This window comes from Ruegeria sp. CDSB113 (assembly GCF_059611045.1).
The window spans coordinates 847661-869320 of record NZ_JBXWOU010000001.1; the positions used below are offsets into that span (position 1 = coordinate 847661).

Genomic DNA, 21660 nt, shown 5'->3' on the forward strand with positions numbered 1-21660 from the left:
TTTGCCTTAACAATTGAAAGCAGTCATTTTTGCCTTGCACCGCATCCGTCAATTTGGGCTTCAATCCAGTCATTGAGGCATTTCTGATCGCACATCTTTGCGCAATCACCACCACGCCTTCCGGAAAGCGGCTCCGGCCCTAAGCCTCAGCTTTCTTTTCCCAGCGCCCGGATTCTTCGGACCAGTATTGGGCGGAACATCCCGCACCGGTCAAAGCCTTCCACTGCCCGCGCGCGCGTTGAACGGCCTCTGCGTCATTACCGTCAAACAGGATACAAACGCGGTCCAGTTTCTTGATCTCGTCGGGGTCGACCGCCGCGCCATCTACCGCCATGACACAAGACGCATCATTGGCAGCCTGCGCCTCGGTCGTCAGCAGGATCGGCTGCGCGGCATCGTGCGGACCGCCTGCGCGGCCATGTGGCAGGAACCCTTCTTCGGGCCCCTGCCACAGCTTTTCATCCAGCCAGTCCATCCGCGCGGGATCGCTGCCCCGCACGGCAATCTTCCACCCGGCCTGCCGTGCCTTGTCCAGCAACACAGGCAAGGTATGCTCCAGCGGCTGGCGGGTCAGGTGATAGAAATAGACAGCTCCCATCGGCTTACTCGAAGTTGTCCTGAACGAAACGGCTCAACGCTCGTACGCCCCAGCCGGTTGCGCCCTTTGGGGCGTAGGATGTCTCGGACGAGACCGAAGCCACACCGGCAATATCCAGGTGAATCCACGGCATGTCTTCTTTTACGAACCGCTGCAAGAACTGCGCCGCAGTGATCGAACCTGCAGGGCGTCCGCCCACGTTCTTCATATCGGCAATGCGCGACTTCAGTTGCTTGTCATAGGCTTCGCCCAACGGCATCCGCCATGCGCCTTCGTCCTCGGCCCCCGCCGCCTTCAGGAAGGCATTGCAGAACGTGTCGTTGTTCGAAAACACGCCCGCGTTCTCATGCCCGAGGCCGATGATGACCGCTCCGGTCAAGGTGGCCAGATCGACCATTCCCACAGGCTTGAACCGCTCTTGCGTGTACCACATCACGTCGCACAGAACCAAACGGCCTTCGGCGTCGGTGTTAATGATCTCGACCGTGTCGCCCTTCATGGATTTGACCACATCGCCCGGACGAGTGGCGTTGCCCGAAGGCATGTTTTCCACCAAACCGACCAAGCCGACAACGTTGGCATTGGCCTTGCGTTTGGCCAGCGCGCGCATGGTGCCTGCGACAACACCTGCGCCGCCCATGTCCATGGTCATGTCTTCCATGCCACCCGCAGGTTTCAGCGAGATACCACCGGTGTCGAACACCACACCCTTACCCACCAAAGCCAGCGGCGCGTCATCTTTGTCGCCGCCGTTCCACTGCATCACCACAACCTTCGAGGGGCTGACCGAGCCCTGCCCCACGCTCAGCAGCGTGCGCATGCCCAGTTCGGCCAGCTTGTCTTCTTCCAGCACTTCGACCTCAAGCCCCAGTGACTTCATCTCGTCCAGCCGGTCGGCGAATTCCGTGGTGGTCAGGATATTCGCGGGCTCGTTGGTCAAATCGCGGGTCATGCGGACACCGTCGGCGACCGCGTAGAGCGGTGCAAACGCAGCCTCGATCTCATCTGCCTTCTGGTGGGTTATGATGACCGAACCGGATTCATCCGAATCCTTGGTCTTGTGCGCATCAAAATCATAGCTGCGCAGCGCGATGCCCATGGCCAGATCCTCGGCCTTGACCTGATTGCCTGACATCACCAGCAAGTCCTTGCTGCCCGCCAGCTTGGCCAAAGCGGCACCGGCCTTGCGGGCCTCGGCCGGTTCGGGACGGCGCGGCAAAACCAGAACGTCCAGCGCCTCGGCTGCCATTCCGGATGGCCACGCCATCGAGATCACGTCACCGGTTTTCACCTTTTCGAACCGCTCGCTTTCGACCAGCCGTGTCACAGCCCCGCGGGTCAGGCGGTTGGCGCGACGGGCGGCGGGGTTCATATTGCCGTCGGACGGGATGATAATGGCCACGCGCCCTTCGGCCTGCGCCATCGCATCCATGTCGGGGTCCTGGAAACGGATCGGTACAAGACTGCTCATTGCGAACTCCTCAAAATCAGTTCCCCAAGACCTAGCCCGCGCCGCGCGGCTTGACCAGATAGCAGTTTTCCCCGGCCCGCATTTGGACTACAGTCCCGGAAAAAATCCGACAGGCTCGGGGGAGAAGGTTTTGGCAAGACAGAGCAGGCATAGGCCGTCGCGCACAATTGCGTGCAGCGGTGATTCTGGTCTGCACCCGACCAAAGGCTGTTTGCGCGTCTTTTCGGCAGGAGTTCCTTCGTGATCCTCGACCGCTACTTCGCCCGCCGATTCATTCAAAGTTTCCTGGTCATCGGCAGCATTTTCCTGACGCTGATGATTCTGATCGACCTGATCGAACAGGTGCGCCGCTTTGACGATGCAAACCTGTCCTTCGGTCAGCTGTTGCAATTGACGTTGCTGAATACGCCTGCCGCGATCAGCGAAATGCTGCCGTTGCTGGTCATCCTGTCCACGATCGCGTTGTTTATCGGTCTGGCCCGCAGTTCGGAACTGGTTGTAACCCGCGCCACCGGCCGATCAGGCATCCGCGCCCTGTTGGCCCCTGTGGTGATCGCCCTGATCATCGGCGCACTGGCGGTTGGCATGCTGAACCCCATCGCAGCCGCCACGTCGGAAGAGTACAAACAGCTTGCCGAATCCTACAAGAACAACGGCGGATCAACGCTGTCGATCAGCGCCGACGGCCTTTGGTTGCGGCAGGGATCGGCCGATGGCCAATCCGTGATCCATGCCCAGGATACATCCAACGGCGACAGGTTCACCCTTAATCAGGTGACGATCATTACTTTTGCCCCGGACGGTACACCGACCCAGCAGATCGTAGCCGACCAGGCCGATCTGGAGAACGGTACATGGGTCCTGACCAATGCCAAGATCTGGGCGCTGGAAGGCGGTGTGAATCCGGAAACCCACGCCACTGAACACGCGCGGCTTGAGGTTCCCACCTCGCTGACACGTCAGCGGATTCTGGACACGCTTGGCGATCAGGATTCCGTATCGGTCTATGACCTGCCGGAACTGATCCGCGACCTGCGCGAAGCCGGGTTTTCGACCAAGCAATATGAGGTCTGGTTGCAGGTCCAACTGGCCCGCCCATTGTTTCTGATGTCGATGGTCCTGATCGGCGCGGCCTTCACCATGCGCCACGTGCGATTTGGCGGCACCGGGATCGCGGTTCTGACCGCCGTCCTGCTGGGCTTTGGCATCTACTTCATTCGCAACTTTGCCCAAATTCTGGGGGAAAACGGTCAATTGCCTATCTTAGTCGCGGCCTGGGCCCCGCCCTTCGCAGCCATTCTTCTGTCCCTCGGCCTTTTGCTGCATGCGGAGGACGGCTGATGCGGCTTATTGCCAGTTTGTTTCTGTCCGGTGCAGTCGCACTGACCATGCCCGTGGGCGCATTCGCGCAATCTCAACCCGCTGCCGGTGCCGCGCAGGGTGCCACGCAAGAGGATCAGCCTGCCCTCCTGGTGGCCGACCGGATCTTTATCACACCCGAGCGTAATCTGGTGGCCGAAGGGAATGTCGAAGCCTTTCAGGGCGACACCAAGGTCACGGCCACGCGCATCACTTATGACCGCGAAACCGGCAATCTGTCGCTGGAAGGCCCGGTCCGCATCGATCAGGGCGGCGAAACCACGTTGCTGGCTGATTCCGCCGAACTGGATGACGGGATCATGAACGGTCTGCTGATCGGAGCCCGCATGGTGTTCGATCAGCAGGTTCAGATCGCCTCGGTCCAGGCTGCGCGCGCGGGGGGGCGTTACACACAGTTCAGCAAGGTCTCGGCGACGTCCTGCCATGTCTGCGCCAATGGTAAACCGCCGCTTTGGCAAATCCGCGCCCGCAAGGTCACGCATGACCAGTTGGAACGCCAATTGTATTTCGAAGGGGCACAGTTCCGGATACTGGATTTCCCGGTTTTCTACTTCCCCTATCTGCGCCTGCCCGACCCGACACTGGACCGCGCGACGGGCTTTCTTGTTCCGTCGATTCGCACCACATCGCAGTTAGGAACCGGCGTGCAGGTGCCGTATTTCTTTAAGCTTGGCGACCACAAAGATCTGACGCTGACCCCATATATCTCGGGGAAAACTAGAACTCTGGGCTATCGCTATCGCCAGGCATTCAAACGCGGCCGGATTGAGCTGAACGGCGCTTTCACCCGCGACGACCTGCAAGAAAATGAGGATCGAGGCTATCTATTTGCCAACGGTTATTTCTTCCTGAACAACGACTTCCGCCTTTTGTTTGATGTGAAGACAACCTCGGATAACGCTTATCTCGCGGATTATGGCCTGCCTGATTTTGACCGGTTGCGCAGCGAAATCGCGCTTGAGCGGATCAAACGCGATACCGCCTTCCGCACCAGTTTCATCCACTACAAATCCCTGCGAGACAGCGAAAATGAGGAAGTGATCCCATCACGGGTCTTCGACCTGTATTTTCAGAAACGCTACTTCCCAACCTCTGTCGGCGGCGAAGTTCGCTTGGGCTTTGTGGCCCACAATCACACACGTACCAGCGATCAGGATATCGTTGGCCGCGACGTCGCGCGTGCCACATTCGATGCGGACTGGATGCGCAGCTGGATTTTCGCGTCCGGTATAAGGGCTGATGCCCGGTTTGGGACATCGGTGGATATCTTTGACATCCGAGATGACAGCCAGTTTCCTGACCAGGTGACCCGCGCGGCCCCCCGCGCCGCGCTCACGCTGCGTTATCCGATGACCCGTCGGGAAAAGTCAGGCGCCACGCAGGTGCTTGAACCCATCGCGCAAGTCGGTTGGACGAACGTGACAGATCAGGACGTTCCCAATGACGAAAGCACCTTTCAGGAATTCGACCAGGGGAACCTGTTGTCCCTGTCACGCTTTCCGGCGCCGGATCGCCGCGAAGATGGTGCGACGGCGGTGTTCGGGGTCAACTGGGCGCGCTATGGCGTAAATGGCTGGCGCGCGCTTGCCACTGTCGGACAGGTCTTCCGCTCGACCGCTGACCCCAACTTCAACCTGACGTCGGGCCTACAGGGTACCGCCTCCGACGTGTTGTTGGCCGGTCAGTTGCAAACGGCCAATGGCTGGTCTTTGGCGGGTCGCGGCCTGTTGAATGGTGATTTCAGCTTTGCTAAGGCCGAGGTGCGCGCAGGCTGGAACAAGCCAAATGTCGGCCTAACCGGCAGCTATGTGTGGCAGGAAAAAGATCCGGCAGAAAATGCGAATGACGAGATATCCGAAATCTGGATGAATGGGCGTTACCTTGTTGACCAGAATTGGCTGACACAGGCCTATGCGCGTTATGACCTCAGCGAATCCGAACCGATCCGATATGGGTTGGGCGTTACCTACCAGAATGAGTGTGTAAAAGTTAACATGACCGTCAGCAGGCGATTTACCTCATCATCAAGTATTGAGCCTTCGACAGAATTCGGGTTTACCGTTGCCCTGACAGGTTACTCCGTCGAGGGTGGCGGCCAACAGTACAAGAGAAGATGCAGTTGATTTCACGTTTCTCGCGATTAGTCCGTTCCGGTTGGTTAAAACCGGTTGCACCGGCACTGGCTGCCGCTTTGCTGGCCCTGTCCACTGGTCACAGCCAGGCTCAGAGCCTGTTTTCACCTGCGATCAAGGTCAACCAGGACATCGTCACCTGGTACGAACTTCAGCAGCGCCAGCAATTCCTGACCATTCTGGGTGCCCCTGGCGCCACCGAGGACGAAGTCCGCGACTCGCTGATCGACGAACGACTGCGCAAACAGGCCATGCGCGATGCAGGAATCGAGGTTGCACCGGAAGACATTCAGGTGGGCATTGATGAGTTTGCAGCCCGTGGCCGCCTTTCGACCGATGAATTCCTGCAATTGCTGGGCGAATCCGGCGTTTCCCCCGAAACCGTACGGGATTTCGTCGCTGATCAGCTGTCGTGGCGCGACTACGTCAGTTCGCGCTTTCTGTCGCAAGCCAGGCCGAGCGACGACGAGATCAACCGGGCTTTAGGACAGGCCGGGAGCGGCGGGCTTCAGGTTCTGTTGTCGGAAATAATCATTCCGGTCACTCCGCAAACCGTTGCACAGGCCGAATTGCTGGCCGAAGAGATTGCTCAGGTTGAAGGTTTCGATGCGTTTTCTTCTGCCGCTACACAGTATTCAGCAGCAGGCACGCGCGATGACGGCGGGCGTCTGGAATGGCTGAACCTGACCGACTTGCCCCCTGCCCTGCAACCTGTGATTCTGGGTCTCAAAACAGGCGACATCACACAGCCTTTGTCGTTGCCCAATGCCATCGCGCTGTTCCAGCTGCGCGGATTACGCGAAGTCAGCACCAGCACGCCGCGATACTCCAAGATCGACTACGCAATTTACAACATGGCCGGCGGTCGCAGTGCCGAAACCCTGGCCAAGGCCGCCAAGCTGCGCGAACAGATTGATACCTGCGACGACCTCTATGGCATCGCCAAGGATCAACCTGCCGGGGTACTGCAACGTGTCGAAGCCAACCCGTCCGAGATCCCCCGCGACGTGGCGCTTGAGCTGTCCAAGCTGGACCTGAACGAAGTTTCCACGACACTGACGGGAAACAATGGCCAGACTCTGAAGTTCCTGATGCTGTGTACACGCACATTGGACCGGGGCGAAGACACGACGCGCGTGGATGTGGCCAACGCCCTGACGCAACAGCGCCTGCAGGCCTTTGCCGAAAGTCTGGTTGAACAGCTCCGCGCCGACGCAACGATCATCGAGCAATGAGCGCGCCCATCGCGCTAAGCTGTGGCGATCCTGCTGGCATAGGCCCCGAAATCGCCGCCAAAGCCTGGTCTGAACTGCGCGCAAGCTGCCCGTTTTTCTATATAGGGGATGCGGCGCATCTGCCCGCAGGCACGCCCACGCAGCGGATCAGCAATCCGGCGCAGGCCAATGAAATCTGCGCGACTGCCCTACCCGTTCTGCAATTGAGCTTTCCCGCCACAAACGCAGCAGGCCAACCGGATCCGTCCAATGCGCCCAGTGTGATCGACGCCATCGAAACCGGTGTTTCCCTGGTGCAATCCGGCGCGGCATCGGCGCTGTGCACTGCACCGATCCACAAAAAAGCCCTGATCGACGGGGCCGGGTTCGCCTATCCCGGCCATACCGAATTTCTCGCCGCTCTGGCCGGGCGCAAGCGCGTCGTGATGATGTTGGCCAGCGAGCAGCTTCGCGTGGTGCCCGCAACGATCCACATCCCGCTGTCGCGCGTCCCGTCCGAGCTCACCCCCGACCTGCTGCGCGAAACCATCGCCATTACCGCTGAAGGCCTGCGCAGACAATTCGGTATCCCTCATCCCCGCATCGCCATTGCCGGGCTCAACCCGCATGCAGGCGAAGGCGGCAAAATGGGGCATGAGGAACTGGATTGGATCGCCCCTGTGATTTCAGAGCTGCCGGGCGATACCTGCACGGTTACCGGCCCACACCCGGCGGACACGATGTTCCACGCCGCCGCCCGCGCCCGATATGACGCCGCAATTGCCATGTATCACGATCAGGCACTGATCCCGATCAAGACACTCGACTTCGACCGTGGCGTGAACGTGACCCTCGGCCTACCCTTCATTCGCACCTCGCCCGATCACGGCACCGCACTGGATATCGCCGGACGGGGCATAGCCAATCCCACCAGCCTGATCGAGGCGTTGAAACTGGCCCAACGGATGGCACAAAGCGCTTGATCCTTCACCTGGCTGAAAATATCCCCGCCGGAGGCAAAAAATCACTGGCGTTCCCCCCCGGACACGCGCCACGGTAATCGGATCATGAGTTCAATCGACACCCTTCCCCCTCTGCGCGAGGTTATCGCGACACATCAGCTCTCGGCGCGCAAATCGCTGGGGCAGAACTTTCTGCTGGACCTCAATCTGACGGCCAAGATCGCACGACAGGCGGGCGATCTGACGGAATGCGACGTGCTGGAAATCGGCCCCGGCCCCGGTGGTCTGACCCGTGGCCTGTTGTCCGAAGGTGCGCGCAAGGTCGTTGCGGTCGAAAAAGACACCCGATGTATCGCTGCCCTGAACGACATCGCAGCTGCTTATCCGGGCCGTCTTGAGGTCATCAACGGCGACGCACTGGAAATCGACCCGCTGGCGCATCTGACCCCACCTATCCGCATCGCCGCAAACCTTCCGTATAACATTGGCACCGAATTGCTGGTGCGCTGGCTGACCCCGCCCGAATGGCCGCCGTTCTGGCAAAGCCTGACGCTGATGTTCCAACGCGAAGTCGCCGAACGAATCGTTGCCCAGCCCGGGGGCAAAGCCTATGGCCGCCTTGCGATCCTTGCCCAATGGCGGGCCGAGGCGCGCATCGCCATGTCCCTGCCCCCAGGGGCTTTTACGCCGCCACCAAAGGTCTCAAGCGCTGTTGTGCATCTGACGGCCCTACCCGAACCGCGTTATCCGGCGGATGCCCGGGTTCTGTCGCGTGTCGTGGCCGCAGCTTTCAACCAGCGCCGCAAGATGCTGCGCGCATCGCTAAAAGGCGTGGCGCCGGATATCGAGGACCGCCTGCTTGCGTCTGGGATTCAACCAACAGAGCGCGCCGAACAAGTCCCGCTCGAAGCATTCTGCGCGCTGGCCCGAGAAGTTCAAAAAAGCTAATGCGCAAAGAAAAAGCCCCGGAGTGAACTCCGGGGCTTTTTTGAACTCTATGGCGGAAATTACTCAGCCGCTTCCGGTGCATCACCGTTGCTTGTCGGCGCGTCCTCTGCCCCCTCTGGCGCAGGCTTTGGCTTACGCGTACGCGGGCGACGCGGTGCTTTTTCTTTTTTCGCCGGTGCTTCGGCCGCCGCAGCAGCTGCAGCATCCTTGCTCTCCGGGGTCTCAACCAAACCGGATTCTGGGGTGGCTGCCTCGGGTGTGAAATCCATCACATCAGGCTGCGGCGCTTCGGCTGGGTCCGACTGACGGGCGGCAGCTTCGCGCTCCTGGCGCTCGGCGCGTTCGCGATCCCGCTCGGCCTGACGCTCGCGGTTCTGGCGGTCTTGCTCTTCGCGTCGCGCTTCCATTTCGCGCTGTGCTTCGCTCAGCAGACGCAGATAGTGTTCTGCGTGCTGCTGAAAGTTCTCAGCCGCCACACGGTCATTGGACAGTTGGGCGTCGCGCGCCAACTGATTGTATTTGTCGATAATCTGCTGGGGCGTACCGCGCACCTTGCCTTCGGGACCCGAGCTGTCAAAAACCCGGTTTACGACATTGCCCCCAGAAGGACGGTTGCGGTTATTCTTGACCCGAGAGCGGGATTTGGAAGATCTCATTTACTTTACGTCAGCCTTGTCATTCGCTGTCGATCATCTCGCATCCTACACTGCTCAAAAGCTTAGCTGTGACGCGATGTCGACTATTTTGGGCTTGGCGTCCGGGGCCCGCTGAACCAGCGTCAGCCCTCCGACTGGTGTTGAGTAAACACGTCCTGTGCGTACAGACAAGGGGGTTGTCCAAAAATTCGCAGCTTTTTTACATTAATCGGCGTATTTCGGCCTCAGGTTGCCGCATTAATGCGGCATTTTGGCAAAAACGACGCGATCGCGACCGTCCAGATCGGGAACGATCCGTGTGGCTGTCAAACCCGCCGACTCGAACAAAGTCGCGACGCTATGCCCCTGCGTTGGACCGATTTCCACCAGCAGACGACCGCCCGGTAGCAGAAAGTCCGGTGCACCCGCCGCGATGCGACGATAAGCGCCCAGCCCGTCCCCTTCGTCCGTCAACGCCATGCGCGGTTCATGCACGCGTACTTCTGGCGAAAGGTCGGCCATTTCTTGCAGTGAAATGTAGGGCGGGTTCGAAACGATCAGATCAAACTGACCATCAATATTCTGAAACCAGTCAGATTGCAGGATTTCCACCCGACCCTGTACCTGATGTTGCACTGCATTTGCGCTGGCCTGCAGACAGGCGGCCTCGCTCAGGTCCGCACCCACGCCCGAGGCACTGGCCCGTTCAGCCAGCAACGTGATCAGGATACAGCCTGAGCCGACACCCAGATCCAGTACATGATCGAACGGTTCACTGAGCGCGGCTTCGATCAGCGCTTCGGTTTCCGGGCGTGGGTCCAGCACATCGCGACTGACGCGGAACCGTCGGCCATAAAACTCGCGCTCGCCCAACAGGTGTGACACCGGAACACGCACCGCACGCAGCGAGATCAACTGATCATAACGCTCTGCAACCTCAGGAGACAGCTCTTCGGGCGCAATCAGAGTGACCCGGCTGGCTTCGATCCGCGCCGCATGGGCCAGCAGAACCCGCGCATCCCGCGCCGGGTCAGCCACGCCAGCCGCCCGCAATCGCGCTGTGGCTGCGACCATCGCCTGTGCTGCTGTCAGCGCGGCGATCATTGCGCCATATCGGCCAGCAGCCGCGCCTGATCATCGGCAGTCAACGCGTCGATCACTTCGTCTAGATCGCCCTGCATCACCTGATCCAGCTTATATAGAGTCAGATTGATGCGGTGATCGGTCATACGCCCCTGCGGGAAATTGTAGGTTCGGATCCGCTCGGACCGATCCCCCGAGCCCACCTGGCTGGCCCGGTCCGCCGACCGCTCACTGTCGATCCGCTGGCGTTCCTGATCATACAGCCGGGTTTTCAGCACCTGCATCGCAATCTCGCGGTTGCGGTGCTGCGATTTCTCCGAGCTTGTTACAACGATCCCCGTCGGCAGGTGGGTAATCCGAACCGCCGAGTCGGTTGTGTTCACGTGCTGCCCCCCAGCACCCGAGCTGCGCATGGTGTCGATGCGAATATCATTGGCGTCGATCTGGATATCCACGTCCTCGGCCTCGGGCAAAACCGCGACTGTCGCAGCCGAGGTGTGAATGCGTCCGCCACTTTCGGTTTCGGGCACACGTTGCACCCGGTGCACGCCGGATTCGTATTTCATCCGGGCAAACACGTTTTCGCCCTTGATGTGGGCCACGACCTCTTTGATCCCACCCAGATCCGAAGCCTGTTCTTCGATGATCTCAAACTTCCATCCCCGCGCTTCGGAATAGCGCTGGTACATGCGCAGAAGATCCCCAGCGAACAGCGCGGCCTCATCTCCGCCAGTTCCGGGACGGATTTCCAGCATCGCCGGACGCGCATCCGCCGCATCACGGGGCAACAGCGCAAGTTGCAAGGCGTGTTCGGATTCGGGGATGCGGGTCTTCAACGCCGGAATTTCTTCTTCCGCCAGTTCTTTCATGTCGGGGTCGGCCAGCATCGCCTCGGCCTCGGCCAGATCGGCGACCAGCTGACGCCACGCCATGATCTGATCCACAACCGGCTTGAGGTCGGAATATTCTTTGGCCAAGGCCGCAATGTCCCCGCCCGAGGCACCATCCGCCATGGCCGCTTCGAGGTACTGGAATCGCTGGGTTATCTGTTCAAGTCGTTCTTCGGGGATCATCCCGGCGGTGTCTATCAATCCGGGGCTTTGGTCAAGGCCCGTCCGTGTGCTAGGTTATTGCCCATGAGACGGTTGATACTGGTTTTAATGCTGTTCGCGACACCCGCCCTGGCCGATGTGGTCGGCCCCGGCGGCAAGGTTCAGGACTGCTATTGCACCGACAAATCAGGCAGCCGCGTCGAACTGGGCGAGATGATTTGCCTGCAAGTCGACGGCCGCATGTTCATTGCGCAATGCCAGATGTCCCTGAACGTACCGATGTGGCGCGAGGTTCAGGAGGGGTGCTTGTCCTCAGGGCTGCAGCAGGGCAAGCCACTCATCAATACGAGCACGGTTCACCCCAAGATCTGATTCCCCAAATCTGAGGCGCGCGTAGATGCGCAAGACATCTCCGTCCTGCTGCACGGTCGTATAGTCCGGAAAACCGACGGTTTTGGTCCGGGTGATATAGGTGATCATCCCTTCGTCAACCGAACCGGCCAAAACAGTGGTGCGGGGTGCCACGCGCGCGATGGCGTCAAAGCGAGCCAGACCTTCGGGGCCGGTTTCAACCACTCGGAGCACGCCCCCTTCAAGGTCGCGATCCACTTCGGCTTCGGGGGCCACGTGCCACTCTCCGGGGTCAGAAGGCGCCAGTCGGATATAGGCCGCCAACACAGCCACCGAAGCTACAATCAAACCACAAATCAGCCACAACATCGTTTTCATTGTCCCAAACCCATTTTTTCCGGGACACTACTTGCATCGCCTGGGCAGGCAAGGCGCAAGGCGAACTATCGTGACGTCACTCCGGGTAGGATGCACAGCAGCTCGAACAGCAGGTTTGCCGCCGTCAACGCCGTGTTGCCGCTGGGATCATAAGGCGGGGACACTTCGACCAGATCGCACCCGACCACGTTCACGCCCGCCAGCGCATGGATCAGTTGCAGCGCTTGCGGCGTGGTCAGCCCTCCGATCTCGGGCGTGCCGGTGCCGGGGGCGTAAGCTGGGTCCAGACTGTCGATGTCAAAGGTGATATAGACCGGATGGTCGCCGATCGTTTTGCGGATTTGCGAGCCGATCTCGGTCAGGTTCTGCTGCCACAGCTCCCACGCCGGGAATTGGCGAAAGCCCCAGTCCCGCGCCTCGGTAAAGTCGCTGGCCGCGTAACCCGAACCGCGAATACCGATCTGAAAGGTCTTGTCCGGGACGATCAGCTTTTCCTCATAGGCGCGGCGGAAGACAGTGCCGTGGGTTTCACGCTCGCCAAACATCTCTTCATTCACGTCGGCATGGGCATCCACATGCACCAGCGCGACCGGCCCGTGCTTGGTCGCAATGGCGCGCAAAATCGGCAGCGTGATCGAATGATCGCCGCCCATCGCAACGGGGATCACCGCCTGATCGAGAATTGAATCGTAGCTTTCCTTGATGATCTTCAGGCTGTCGGCCAGCGAGAACGTATTGATCGCCAGATCCCCGATATCCGCGATCTGCAGGCTGTCGAACGGAGCGGCCGAATTCGCCATGTTATAGGGCCGGATCATCGCGCTTTCGCTGCGGATCTGTTTTGGTCCAAACCGCGTGCCGGACCGCCATGAGGTGCCGATGTCCATCGGAATGCCGAGAACGGCTACGTCCAGTTCTGCCAGCGAGTCAGCCTGCGGCAACCGCATGAATGTGTTCGGCCCGGAAAACCTCGCCAGATCATTGCCGCTGATCGGTTGGTTAAAGTCTGTCATGCCCGTATTTCTCCCGTCCGGCTTTTGGTTAATCAGATACAGGAAAGATGGCTAACCAAAGGTTAATCCTGCACCAGCTTGTTCCACCCCAGCAGGCAAATGATCTGAGTCGCCACGTGAGCACCGGCAATGGCCGTCGCGCCTGAGGTGTCATAGGGCGGTGAGACCTCGACCACGTCGCCTCCCTTGATATTGATCCCGGCGATATCGCGCAGGATGATCTGCGCCTGAATGGAACTGAGACCACCCCAAACGGGCGTGCCGGTGCCGGGGGCAAAGGCCGGGTCCAGACCATCGATGTCAAAGCTCAGATAGACCGGGCTATCGCCCAAAATACTTTTGATCTTTTGCGCCACAGCGGCAGGGCCGGATTCGTACACCTCGCGCGCGTCGATGATGTTGACGCCCAGAGTATCCTCGTTGGTCGTGCGAATTCCGACCTGAACCGAACGTTTCGGGTCCACGATGCCGGATTTCACCGCCTTGTAGAACATCGTCCCGTGATCCACGCGGGACATGTCGTCATCGGCCCAGGTGTCCGTATGCGCATCGAATTGCAGCAGAGACATCGGACCGTATTTCTCGGCATAAGCCTTGAGGATCGGAAAGCTGATATAGTGATCACCGCCTAACGTGACCGATGACACATCGGCGGCCAGAATGGTGCGGATGTGGTCGGTCAGAGTATCCGGAAAGGCAGGGATATTGGCATAGTCATAAGCCATGTCTCCGTAATCCACGATTGCCAGCTCGCTGAGTGCATCGAAGGGCCAGCCGTAGGGCGCATCCGGCGATTGCAGCGCGCTGGCCTCACGGATCGCGCGGGGGCCAAGTCGGGTGCCGGGACGGTTCGTCACAGCCTGATCAAAGGGCACACCTGTGACGGCAATATCGACGCCCTTGAGGTCCTTGGTGTAGAGACGGCGCAGGAACGAGGTCGCGCCGCCAAAGGTGTTCTCGTTGGACAACCCCTTGAGATCAGGATTGGTGAAAGCCTCGTCCACCTGGTTCTTTGCGTCTTCCAGTGCCATATCTTTCCCCCGTCAGCCCAGCGGCTGCGCCTTTTCGACGATCCGTGCAAAAAACGATGCGCCGACCGGCGCGATCTCGTCGTTGAAATTGTATTTTGGATGGTGCAGCCCGGCGCTCTCGCCCTGCCCCAAAAACAGATAGGCGCCGGGGCGCGATTGCAGCATGTACGAGAAATCTTCGGCCCCCATCTCACGCCCCATGTTGCCCACAACGCGCTCGGCCCCGGACACGTCGCGCGCCACCTCGGCGGCAAATCCGGCCTTTTCGCCATCGTTGATCGTGGCCGGATAGTTCTTTTCATAATCCAGCCGCGCCTCGACCCCGTATGAGGTCGCCTGCCCCTGCACGATTTGCTCCATCCGCTCGATCACCATCTGCTGAACGTTTGGGTCGAATGTCCGGACTGTACCGTTGATGAAGGCCGTATCGGGGATCACGTTGTTCACCGTCCCGGTGTGGATTTGCGTGACCGAGACGACCAGGTCGTCCAGCGCATAGTTGTTGCGGCTGACAATCGTCTGGATCGCCTGCGCGATACCACAAGCCGCCATCACCGGGTCGCGGGCTTCATGCGGCATGGCCCCGTGACCACCAACGCCCTGAATATGAATCTCGAACGTATCCACCGCCGCCATGATCGGCCCCGGAGTCGTGTGAAATGCGCCTATGGGCAGGTTCGGCGCATTATGCAGCGCGTAGACCTGAGAGATGTCGAACCGGTCCATGATGCCTTCTTCGACCATCACGCCCGCGCCGCCGCCTTCTTCTTCGGCAGGCTGAAAGATCAGCGCCACACGGCCGCGAAAATTCCGCGTCTCGGCCAGATAACGCGCCGCACCCAACAGCATCGTAGTATGCCCGTCATGACCGCAGGCGTGCATCTTGCCCGGATTGGTCGAGGCGTATTCGACGCCCGTTTCCTCGGGGATCGGCAGCGCGTCCATATCCGCGCGCAGACCAATCGTAGGCCCCTCGCCCCGCCCGTTGATGATCGCGACGATCCCGGTCTTGGCAATACCTTCGTGCAGCTCGTCCACTCCGAATTCGCGCAGACGGTCCGCTACGAATGCTGCCGTTTCATGGCATTCGAACTCCAACTCGGGGATCGAATGCAAGTGTTTGCGCCATGCGGCCATATCGGCTGAATAATCGGCAATTCGGTTGACGACGGGCATCTGGGGTGGACTCCTGATCGGGACTGCGGAATGGATGCATCTGACACCGGAACGAAAGGGTTCGCAATGGCCGAAAATCCTCTGATCCACGACAGCGAAGCGGGTATCGAGCGCCTGCTGGAAATCATGCGCCGTCTGCGTGACCCGCAAACAGGCTGCCCGTGGGATATCGAACAGGATTTTGCCACCATCGCCCCCTACACGATCGAAGAGGCCTATGAGGTCGCCGATGCCATCGAGCGCGAAGCCTATGATGAGCTGAAAGGCGAGCTGGGCGACCTGCTGTTCCAGTCGGTTTTTCACGCACAAATGGCCGAAGAAGCCGGGCATTTTACCTTTCAGGACGTGGTGCGGACCATGTCGGACAAGATGGTCGACCGTCACCCGCATGTATTTGGCGATGAATCCCGCGATAAATCAGCGGACCAGCAGACTGTGGATTGGGAAACCATCAAGGCGGCAGAGCGCGCCGGCAAGGAACAGAAAGGCGCACTGGACGGTGTCGCGGCCAACCTGCCTGCCCTGTTGCGCGCGCACAAACTGCAGAAACGCGCGGCCCGCGTGGGGTTCGACTGGCCCGATGCCAGCCATGTGTTGGCCAAGATCACCGAAGAAGCCGCAGAACTGGAGGAGGCGCGCAATGCCAAGGACGCCGACGCGCTGGAGGATGAATTCGGCGATCTTCTGTTCGTGATGGTCAATCTGGGCCGCCATCTGGGGATCGAACCCGAGGCCGCCCTGCGCCGCACCAACGCCAAGTTCACGCGTCGGTTTGAACAGGTCGAGGCGCGGCTGGCTGCGCGCGGGAAAACACCGTCTCAAAGCGATCTCGAAGAAATGGATGCGCTATGGGACGAGGTCAAAATTGAAGAGCATCGCGCCAATGGCAAACTCCCGCCGGTGGATGCCACGACGCAAGCCTGAAACCACTGGACAAGCGTGGTGACACTTGCGAGTGTCCGCGCTTCAATACCCCGGAGGCAAAGCATGGCACCGCGCAAGATCATCATCGACACCGATCCCGGGCAGGACGACGCAGTCGCCATCTTGCTGGCATTGGCAAGTCCGGAAGAGATTGATGTTCTAGGCATTACCGCCGTTGCCGGGAACGTGCCACTGGAACTGACGGCCAAGAATGCGCGGATCGTCTGTGAACTGGCCGGCCACTCGCATATCCCTGTTTATGCCGGGTGTGACCGCCCGCTAAACCGCCCTCTGGTCACCGCAGAACATGTGCACGGCAAGACCGGCCTCGACGGTCCCGTCCTGCCTGATCCGGAAATGCCGCTGGCCGACGGGCACGCGGTCGACTTCATCATCGACACCCTGCGCGCACATGAGCCGGGAACCGTCACACTTTGCCCGCTCGGCCCGCTGACCAACATCGCATCCGCCTTTCAAAAAGCGCCAGATATTGTTGATCGGGTCCAGGAAATCGTTCTGATGGGCGGTGCGTATTTTGAGGTCGGCAACATCACCCCAGCGGCGGAATTCAACATCTATGTCGATCCCGAAGCTGCTGATATCGTGTTCAAATCCGGCGTTCATGTCGTCGCTATGCCGCTAGACGTGACCCACGATGCGCTGGTCACGAAACATCGCAATGACGCCTTCCGCGCCCTCGACAGTAAGGTCGGGCACGCCGTGGCCGAGATGACGGATTTCTTCGAACGTTTCGATATAGAGAAATACGGCTCGGAAGGCGCGCCGCTGCACGACCCGTGCGTGACCGCCTATCTGATCCGGCCCGAACTGTTTTCAGGCCGACACATCAATGTTCAGATCGAAACGCAGTCCGAACTGACGATGGGTATGACCGTCGCTGATTGGTGGCGCGTGACAGACCATCCGCCCAACGCGATGTTCATTGGGGAAATCGACGCTGACGGCTTCTTTGCCCTGCTGACCGAACGGCTGGCCCGGCTATGAGCGCCGCACTTCGCCTTGCGCGCCCCGAAGATCTGGACCGCCTGATGAGCCTCGTAACTGCGTTCCACACCGAAGCCGGGATCGCGCAGGACATGGACCAGACCCGCAATGCGCTGACCCCCTTGCTAGAGGGTATTCCCCACGGTTGCGTCTATCTGATCGGTCCAGGACGTGCGCCGCTGGGCTATGCCATCCTGACGTTCGGCTGGTCGGTCGAGTTCGGCGGCATGGACGGTTTCATAGACGAAATCTACATCCGCCCGGCCGTGCGCGGCCGTGGCATCGCCACCGAAGTGCTGCTTGACCTGCCCAAGGCTCTGGCCGAGGCCGGTCTGACCGCCCTTCACCTGGAAGTCGATCGCACGAACGAGGCCGCGCATACGCTGTACTTGCGCACTGGCTTCCAACCGCGCGATCGCTATGTCTTGATGAGCCGAAAGCTCTAAATCGGACAGATACTTACGGGCGTCGCCGCCCGTCCCCCCGTGAAAGCCCTAGCGGGCTTCACCGCGATACATGTAGGTCGGTGATTCCATACCCAGAACCGGGTCACTTGCGGACACCGCATCCCCGGTGATCGGATAAGTGCCCGGCCCCGCACAGGCCGCCAAAAATACAGTGCTGATCACTGAAGCTACGAGAAGGATTTTCGAACCAGTCATGTCGTTCCCCTTTCTGTAATGCAGGCACATTACGAGACATCGGGGTCAGGCAAATAGGTAAAAGTTCACACAAAATTGAATTTATGTAGGTGTATTTCTAACAAGTTTGATTTTTACAAGCGATAACAACATGTAAGACCTTGAAGAAAAATCACTCGATTTGCGAATTTTCCACCTGAGCACCGGACAAAGGCATTTCAAAAAACAATAATGTGTCTTTCGCGATCTCCGGAATCTCGGAATATGCGCCGCGCAGTTGGAAGCCCATCGACAGGTACAGACGCTTTGCCGATTCCAATGGCTTGCCCGTGTCCATGCGAATGCAGTCAAACCCCTGTTTACGGCACTGTTCTATCAGGGACATCATGACCGCATATCCCGCACCAGTCCCGCGCGCAGCTTCGCTAACAAATACCCGTTTGATTTCGGCAATGCCCGGCCCGATTGTCCGGAACATTCCGCACCCGACAGCCTGCCCATCTTTCAGCGCCAACCGCACCCCTCCGTTTGGTGTGGCGTGCTCAACGTGGATCTCATCCATCAGCCGGGCATATACGTCGCGAGGGTAATAGGTCTTCACAACGCGCACGGACTTGGCGTCCAGCGTCAGCAGGAAATCGCGGTATTCCCAACACAAACGCCGAACCTCATCAAAGTGGTCCGGCGTTTCAGCTTCGATGACTTTAAGCAAAACACGATCCTCGAACAAAAAACCAGAGGATCAGCTTAGCATTAATGGCGTCAGTTGCGAAGGATCGACGCGCCCGCGTATTCCGCAACTTCACCCAGCGATTCCTCGATGCGGATCAGCTGGTTGTATTTGGCCAACCGGTCCGACCGCGCCAGCGAGCCGGTTTTGATCTGACCACAGTTGGTCGCGACCGCCAGATCGGCAATGGTTGCATCCTCGGTTTCGCCCGAGCGGTGCGACATGACGTTGGTATACCGTGCACGGTGCGCCATATCGACGGCACGCAGTGTTTCAGTCAGCGATCCGATCTGGTTCACCTTGACCAGCATCGAGTTCGCGCAGCCGCGCTTGATCCCTTCGGCCAGGCGCACAGGGTTGGTCACGAACAGGTCGTCGCCCACCAGCTGCACCTTGTCGCCGATCATGTCGGTCAGAGCTTTCCAGCCATCCCAGTCATCCTCAGACATGCCATCTTCGATGGAAATGATCGGGTAGTCATTGACCAACGCCGCCAGGTAAGCCGCGTTCTCTTCCGAACTCAGAGAGATCCCCTCGCCCGCCAGCACGTATTTGCCGTCCTTGAAGTATTCGGTTGCGGCACAATCCAGTGCAAGGTGGATTTCCTCGCCCGGTTTGTAGCCCGCTTTTTCGATGGACTTCAGGATGAAATCCAGCGCCTCACGGGTGGACGCAATGTTCGGAGCAAACCCACCTTCGTCACCGATACCAGTGTTTAGACCGGCGGCGGACAGTTCTTTCTTCAGCGTGTGGAACACCTCGGAGCCCATGCGCACGGCTTCGCGGATATTCGCGGCCGAGGTCGGCATGATCATGAATTCCTGAATGTCGATCGGGTTGTCGGCATGTTCGCCGCCGTTGATGATGTTCATCATCGGTACAGGCAAAACACGGGCCGAGGTGCCGCCGACATAACGGTACAAGGGCTGCGTGGTGAAATCTGCCGCGGCCTTAGCCGTGGCCAGCGAGACGCCCAGAATGGCGTTTGCGCCCAGACGGCTCTTGTTCTCGGTCCCGTCCAGTTCGATCATTGCGCCGTCGATGGCGACCTGCTCGGTCGCGTCATAGCCGACCAGTTCTTCGGCGATCTCACCGTTCACAGCGGCGACAGCTTCAAGCACGCCTTTGCCCATATAGCGCGACTTGTCACCGTCACGCTTTTCCACTGCTTCATACGCACCGGTTGACGCACCCGAAGGCACAGCGGCGCGGCCCATGGTGCCGTCTTCCAGAATCACGTCCACTTCGACGGTTGGGTTGCCCCGGCTGTCCAGGATTTCGCGTGCGTGGATGTCGATGATGGTACTCATGAGGCCCGTCCCTGTGGCTGCATTTGGTTGCATGCCTCATAACATCACCGAGCCAAAAGTAAACCAGCGATGTTACCGCTAACGGTTATGTTCATGGGGATTTAGGGCTAACAGCCACGTGTTTGCGCCAACGTGCGACGATCCGTCAGGCTGCAACCACCATTGCACGCGCCAGCCGGCGTTCGCGAACAAAGGTGTACATGCCCGATCCGAGGATCAACGCGGCACCGGCCACCGTCATCAGATCAGGCCGTTCGCCAAACATCAGCATCCCTGCCGCGATGGAAAACACCAGCCGGCTGTACCGGAAAGGTGTCAGGGCCGAGGCTTCACCGATCCGCATGGCCGTCACGATGCCGTAATAGCCCAAGACGCCAAATGCGATTGCCCCCAGATAGGGGCCAATCTGAGCGTTCTGCAGCGGAACAACTGGCTGAGCCAGAAACACCATCAGAACCGCCCCGGCAAGGGCAACTGCGATGTAGGCTTGCATGGCAACAACGGACGAGGCCACCCGGACGTCCAGTTTGCGTGTAATCAGATCACGCGCGGCGATCGCAATTACGGTCGCGACAACGAACAGCGACTCGGGCTGAAACCCTTCCAGACCTGGACGAATAATCATCAGGACACCGATAAAGCCGATTCCGATGGCGCTCCAACGTCGCCAACCGACCTGCTCGCCTAAAAACAGTGCCGCCCCCATAGTCACGGCCAGCGGCATCGCCTGAAAGACGGCAGCAACGGTGGACAGCTCGACTAGCGACAGCGCGGTAACAAAGGTCAGGGCTCCTACCGCCTCGGTCCCTGCCCGCGCCAGCGGCAGACCTTTCCACGCCTCCGGATCAAAGATGCGTTTGCGTGTGGCCAATGACATCAGTACGAACACCAGCCCGCAGACCAGACCCAAGGCGATCATGATCTGACCCGTAGGTACAGTGATCGACAGATGCTTGATGAACATGTCCTCAAGCGCGAAGGCCGCCATCGATCCGATGATCAGCAAGATGCCGTGTACGTTGTTCATACGCGTGTCCGTTGAGATGGTGCGGGAAATTCCGCGACCTTAAGTCAGCAAAACCGTATCATCGGCGACGCCGCAAGCGATATTGCGACATGTTTCATGAATTGCCGTGCGGCAACCAATCGCGTTTCGTGATGGATCAGTCCTGTTTCAGCGGCACGCCGTACAGTTCCAACCGATGCCCTTTCAGCTTGTACCCAAGCTTGGCTGCGATCTTTTCCTGCAGGGCCTCGATCTCGGGATCGACAAATTCGATCACTTCCCCCGACTGCATGTCGATCAGATGGTCGTGGTGGTCCCTCTCGGCATCTTCATAGCGCGCACGCCCGTCGCCGAATTCCAACCGCTCCAGAATCCCAGCCTCTTCGAACAGTTTCACGGTGCGATAGACCGTGGCAATCGAGATACCCGAATCCACCTTAGAGGCGCGGGCGTACAGCTCTTCTACATCCGGATGGTCATCACTTTGCTGCAACACCTGAGCAATTGTGCGGCGCTGACCCGTCATGCGGAGACCTTTGGCTTCGCAACGGGCGATGATCGTGTCGGACATAGTGACCCTCAGAGTAGTTCGGGTTTCTGTCTTAATACGTCTGCGCCGC

General features: G+C 59.4%; 23 protein-coding genes. 9 read left to right on the top strand and 14 right to left on the bottom strand.

The genetic code is table 11. The features are described 5' to 3' along the window. Positions 1–139: 139 nt before the first annotated feature. Together AC2FIS_RS04250 and AC2FIS_RS04255 are read right to left on the bottom strand one after the other, a co-directional pair. Positions 140–598, bottom strand: coding sequence for a DNA polymerase III subunit chi (locus tag AC2FIS_RS04250; RefSeq protein WP_282151380.1), 459 nt, complete (start codon positions 596–598; stop codon positions 140–142). Between the two features lie 4 nt (positions 599–602). Further along, positions 603–2069 (bottom strand): leucyl aminopeptidase, encoded by a 1467-nt coding sequence (locus AC2FIS_RS04255; RefSeq protein ID WP_496772065.1) that lies wholly within the window; start codon positions 2067–2069, stop codon positions 603–605. A gap of 240 nt (positions 2070–2309) precedes the next feature. Between AC2FIS_RS04255 and lptG the strand changes: the two genes are divergently transcribed. The 5 genes from lptG to rsmA all read left to right on the top strand — a co-directional run bounded on the left by lptG (position 2310) and on the right by rsmA (position 8705). After that, positions 2310–3410, top strand: coding sequence for an LPS export ABC transporter permease LptG (lptG, locus tag AC2FIS_RS04260; RefSeq protein WP_496772066.1), 1101 nt, complete (start codon positions 2310–2312; stop codon positions 3408–3410). Then, positions 3410–5572, top strand: coding sequence for an LPS-assembly protein LptD (locus tag AC2FIS_RS04265; RefSeq protein ID WP_496772067.1), 2163 nt, complete (start codon positions 3410–3412; stop codon positions 5570–5572). Before lptG ends, AC2FIS_RS04265 begins: the two co-directional genes overlap by 1 nt. Beyond that, positions 5563–6816 (top strand): peptidylprolyl isomerase, encoded by a 1254-nt coding sequence (locus AC2FIS_RS04270; protein WP_496772068.1) that lies wholly within the window; start codon positions 5563–5565, stop codon positions 6814–6816. Before AC2FIS_RS04265 ends, AC2FIS_RS04270 begins: the two co-directional genes overlap by 10 nt. Further along, positions 6813–7778 (top strand): 4-hydroxythreonine-4-phosphate dehydrogenase PdxA, encoded by a 966-nt coding sequence (gene pdxA / locus AC2FIS_RS04275; RefSeq protein ID WP_496772069.1) that lies wholly within the window; start codon positions 6813–6815, stop codon positions 7776–7778. The genes AC2FIS_RS04270 and pdxA overlap by 4 nt, the downstream gene beginning before the upstream one ends. Positions 7779–7862: 84 nt before the next feature. After that, complete coding sequence (gene rsmA / locus AC2FIS_RS04280; protein ID WP_496772070.1) at positions 7863–8705, top strand: 16S rRNA (adenine(1518)-N(6)/adenine(1519)-N(6))-dimethyltransferase RsmA; 843 nt, start codon at positions 7863–7865, stop codon at positions 8703–8705. Between the two features lie 59 nt (positions 8706–8764). Here rsmA and AC2FIS_RS04285 read toward each other — a convergent pair whose 3' ends face one another. The 3 genes from AC2FIS_RS04285 to prfA all read right to left on the bottom strand — a co-directional run bounded on the left by AC2FIS_RS04285 (position 8765) and on the right by prfA (position 11496). Beyond that, positions 8765–9361 (bottom strand): DUF4167 domain-containing protein, encoded by a 597-nt coding sequence (locus AC2FIS_RS04285; protein ID WP_496721647.1) that lies wholly within the window; start codon positions 9359–9361, stop codon positions 8765–8767. Between the two features lie 237 nt (positions 9362–9598). After that, a complete protein-coding gene (prmC, locus tag AC2FIS_RS04290) occupies positions 9599–10444 on the bottom strand; it encodes a peptide chain release factor N(5)-glutamine methyltransferase (RefSeq protein WP_496772071.1) in 846 nt (281 codons plus the stop codon). After that, positions 10441–11496, bottom strand: coding sequence for a peptide chain release factor 1 (gene prfA, locus AC2FIS_RS04295; RefSeq protein WP_058277596.1), 1056 nt, complete (start codon positions 11494–11496; stop codon positions 10441–10443). Before prfA ends, prmC begins: the two co-directional genes overlap by 4 nt. 87 nt (positions 11497–11583) lie before the next feature. Here prfA and AC2FIS_RS04300 point away from each other — a divergent pair, with 87 nt between their 5' ends. After that, a complete protein-coding gene (locus AC2FIS_RS04300; RefSeq protein WP_496772072.1) occupies positions 11584–11847 on the top strand; it encodes a hypothetical protein in 264 nt (87 codons plus the stop codon). On the opposite strand, the gene AC2FIS_RS04305 is transcribed toward AC2FIS_RS04300, so the two are convergent. From AC2FIS_RS04305 to AC2FIS_RS04320, 4 genes are all read right to left on the bottom strand, one after another. Further along, the gene (locus AC2FIS_RS04305) at positions 11788–12204 is read right to left on the bottom strand and encodes a DUF1499 domain-containing protein (protein ID WP_496772073.1); all 417 of its coding nucleotides are present in this window, start codon (positions 12202–12204) and stop codon (positions 11788–11790) included. The two genes, AC2FIS_RS04300 and AC2FIS_RS04305, sit on opposite strands and share 60 nt — an antisense overlap. A 65-nt stretch (positions 12205–12269) precedes the next feature. Beyond that, positions 12270–13217, bottom strand: coding sequence for an agmatinase (gene speB / locus AC2FIS_RS04310; protein ID WP_496772074.1), 948 nt, complete (start codon positions 13215–13217; stop codon positions 12270–12272). A 62-nt stretch (positions 13218–13279) separates the two neighbouring features. Next, positions 13280–14248: an agmatinase gene (gene speB, locus AC2FIS_RS04315; RefSeq protein ID WP_113790085.1), complete on the bottom strand. Its 969-nt coding sequence runs from the start codon at positions 14246–14248 to the stop codon at positions 13280–13282. A gap of 12 nt (positions 14249–14260) precedes the next feature. Further along, positions 14261–15424, bottom strand: a complete 1164-nt coding sequence (locus AC2FIS_RS04320) for a M20 aminoacylase family protein (protein WP_496772075.1) — start codon at positions 15422–15424, stop codon at positions 14261–14263. A 66-nt stretch (positions 15425–15490) separates the two neighbouring features. On the opposite strand from AC2FIS_RS04320, the gene mazG reads away from it, so the two are divergent. From mazG to AC2FIS_RS04335, 3 genes are all read left to right on the top strand, one after another. Beyond that, the gene (gene mazG / locus AC2FIS_RS04325) at positions 15491–16348 is read left to right on the top strand and encodes a nucleoside triphosphate pyrophosphohydrolase (protein WP_496772111.1); all 858 of its coding nucleotides are present in this window, start codon (positions 15491–15493) and stop codon (positions 16346–16348) included. Positions 16349–16411: 63 nt separating this feature from the next. Then, positions 16412–17353, top strand: coding sequence for a nucleoside hydrolase (locus AC2FIS_RS04330; RefSeq protein ID WP_496772076.1), 942 nt, complete (start codon positions 16412–16414; stop codon positions 17351–17353). Then, positions 17350–17799 (top strand): GNAT family N-acetyltransferase, encoded by a 450-nt coding sequence (locus AC2FIS_RS04335; RefSeq protein WP_496772077.1) that lies wholly within the window; start codon positions 17350–17352, stop codon positions 17797–17799. Before AC2FIS_RS04330 ends, AC2FIS_RS04335 begins: the two co-directional genes overlap by 4 nt. 48 nt (positions 17800–17847) lie before the next feature. On the opposite strand, the gene AC2FIS_RS04340 is transcribed toward AC2FIS_RS04335, so the two are convergent. From AC2FIS_RS04340 to AC2FIS_RS04360, 5 genes are all read right to left on the bottom strand, one after another. Beyond that, positions 17848–18015 carry a hypothetical protein gene (locus AC2FIS_RS04340; RefSeq protein ID WP_496772078.1) on the bottom strand — a complete coding sequence of 56 codons (168 nt, stop codon included), beginning with the start codon at positions 18013–18015 and terminating at the stop codon, positions 17848–17850. Between the two features lie 151 nt (positions 18016–18166). Continuing rightward, entirely contained in the window at positions 18167–18706 is a 540-nt protein-coding gene (locus AC2FIS_RS04345; RefSeq protein WP_496772079.1) for a GNAT family N-acetyltransferase, read from the bottom strand. Positions 18707–18756: 50 nt separating this feature from the next. Further along, positions 18757–20034, bottom strand: a complete 1278-nt coding sequence (eno, locus tag AC2FIS_RS04350; protein WP_496772080.1) for a phosphopyruvate hydratase — start codon at positions 20032–20034, stop codon at positions 18757–18759. Between the two features lie 145 nt (positions 20035–20179). Beyond that, a complete protein-coding gene (locus AC2FIS_RS04355) occupies positions 20180–21061 on the bottom strand; it encodes a DMT family transporter (protein WP_496772081.1) in 882 nt (293 codons plus the stop codon). A gap of 136 nt (positions 21062–21197) precedes the next feature. Further along, on the bottom strand, positions 21198–21611 hold the full coding sequence (locus AC2FIS_RS04360; RefSeq protein WP_113790079.1) for a Fur family transcriptional regulator: 414 nt from the start codon (positions 21609–21611) through the stop codon (positions 21198–21200). Positions 21612–21660: the final 49 nt, after the last annotated feature.

Excerpts from the sequence above, each read along its gene's own strand:
- AC2FIS_RS04320 (WP_496772075.1), bottom strand. The coding sequence starts at position 15,424 with ATGCCCGTCGTCAACCGAATTGCCGATTATTCAGCCGATATGGCCGCA.
- AC2FIS_RS04355 (WP_496772081.1), bottom strand. The coding sequence starts at position 21,061 with ATGAACAACGTACACGGCATCTTGCTGATCATCGGATCGATGGCGGCC.
- prmC (WP_496772071.1), bottom strand. The coding sequence starts at position 10,444 with ATGATCGCCGCGCTGACAGCAGCACAGGCGATGGTCGCAGCCACAGCG.
- AC2FIS_RS04285 (WP_496721647.1), bottom strand. The coding sequence starts at position 9,361 with ATGAGATCTTCCAAATCCCGCTCTCGGGTCAAGAATAACCGCAACCGT.
- eno (WP_496772080.1), bottom strand. The coding sequence starts at position 20,034 with ATGAGTACCATCATCGACATCCACGCACGCGAAATCCTGGACAGCCGG.
- mazG (WP_496772111.1), top strand. The coding sequence starts at position 15,491 with ATGGCCGAAAATCCTCTGATCCACGACAGCGAAGCGGGTATCGAGCGC.
- AC2FIS_RS04300 (WP_496772072.1), top strand. The coding sequence starts at position 11,584 with ATGCTGTTCGCGACACCCGCCCTGGCCGATGTGGTCGGCCCCGGCGGC.
- AC2FIS_RS04250 (WP_282151380.1), bottom strand. The coding sequence starts at position 598 with ATGGGAGCTGTCTATTTCTATCACCTGACCCGCCAGCCGCTGGAGCAT.
- AC2FIS_RS04255 (WP_496772065.1), bottom strand. The coding sequence starts at position 2,069 with ATGAGCAGTCTTGTACCGATCCGTTTCCAGGACCCCGACATGGATGCG.
- pdxA (WP_496772069.1), top strand. The coding sequence starts at position 6,813 with ATGAGCGCGCCCATCGCGCTAAGCTGTGGCGATCCTGCTGGCATAGGC.
- AC2FIS_RS04340 (WP_496772078.1), bottom strand. The coding sequence starts at position 18,015 with ATGACTGGTTCGAAAATCCTTCTCGTAGCTTCAGTGATCAGCACTGTA.
- speB (WP_113790085.1), bottom strand. The coding sequence starts at position 14,248 with ATGGCACTGGAAGACGCAAAGAACCAGGTGGACGAGGCTTTCACCAAT.
- rsmA (WP_496772070.1), top strand. The coding sequence starts at position 7,863 with ATGAGTTCAATCGACACCCTTCCCCCTCTGCGCGAGGTTATCGCGACA.
- AC2FIS_RS04270 (WP_496772068.1), top strand. The coding sequence starts at position 5,563 with ATGCAGTTGATTTCACGTTTCTCGCGATTAGTCCGTTCCGGTTGGTTA.
- speB (WP_496772074.1), bottom strand. The coding sequence starts at position 13,217 with ATGACAGACTTTAACCAACCGATCAGCGGCAATGATCTGGCGAGGTTT.
- AC2FIS_RS04360 (WP_113790079.1), bottom strand. The coding sequence starts at position 21,611 with ATGTCCGACACGATCATCGCCCGTTGCGAAGCCAAAGGTCTCCGCATG.
- AC2FIS_RS04335 (WP_496772077.1), top strand. The coding sequence starts at position 17,350 with ATGAGCGCCGCACTTCGCCTTGCGCGCCCCGAAGATCTGGACCGCCTG.
- AC2FIS_RS04305 (WP_496772073.1), bottom strand. The coding sequence starts at position 12,204 with ATGAAAACGATGTTGTGGCTGATTTGTGGTTTGATTGTAGCTTCGGTG.
- prfA (WP_058277596.1), bottom strand. The coding sequence starts at position 11,496 with ATGATCCCCGAAGAACGACTTGAACAGATAACCCAGCGATTCCAGTAC.
- AC2FIS_RS04330 (WP_496772076.1), top strand. The coding sequence starts at position 16,412 with ATGGCACCGCGCAAGATCATCATCGACACCGATCCCGGGCAGGACGAC.
- AC2FIS_RS04265 (WP_496772067.1), top strand. The coding sequence starts at position 3,410 with ATGCGGCTTATTGCCAGTTTGTTTCTGTCCGGTGCAGTCGCACTGACC.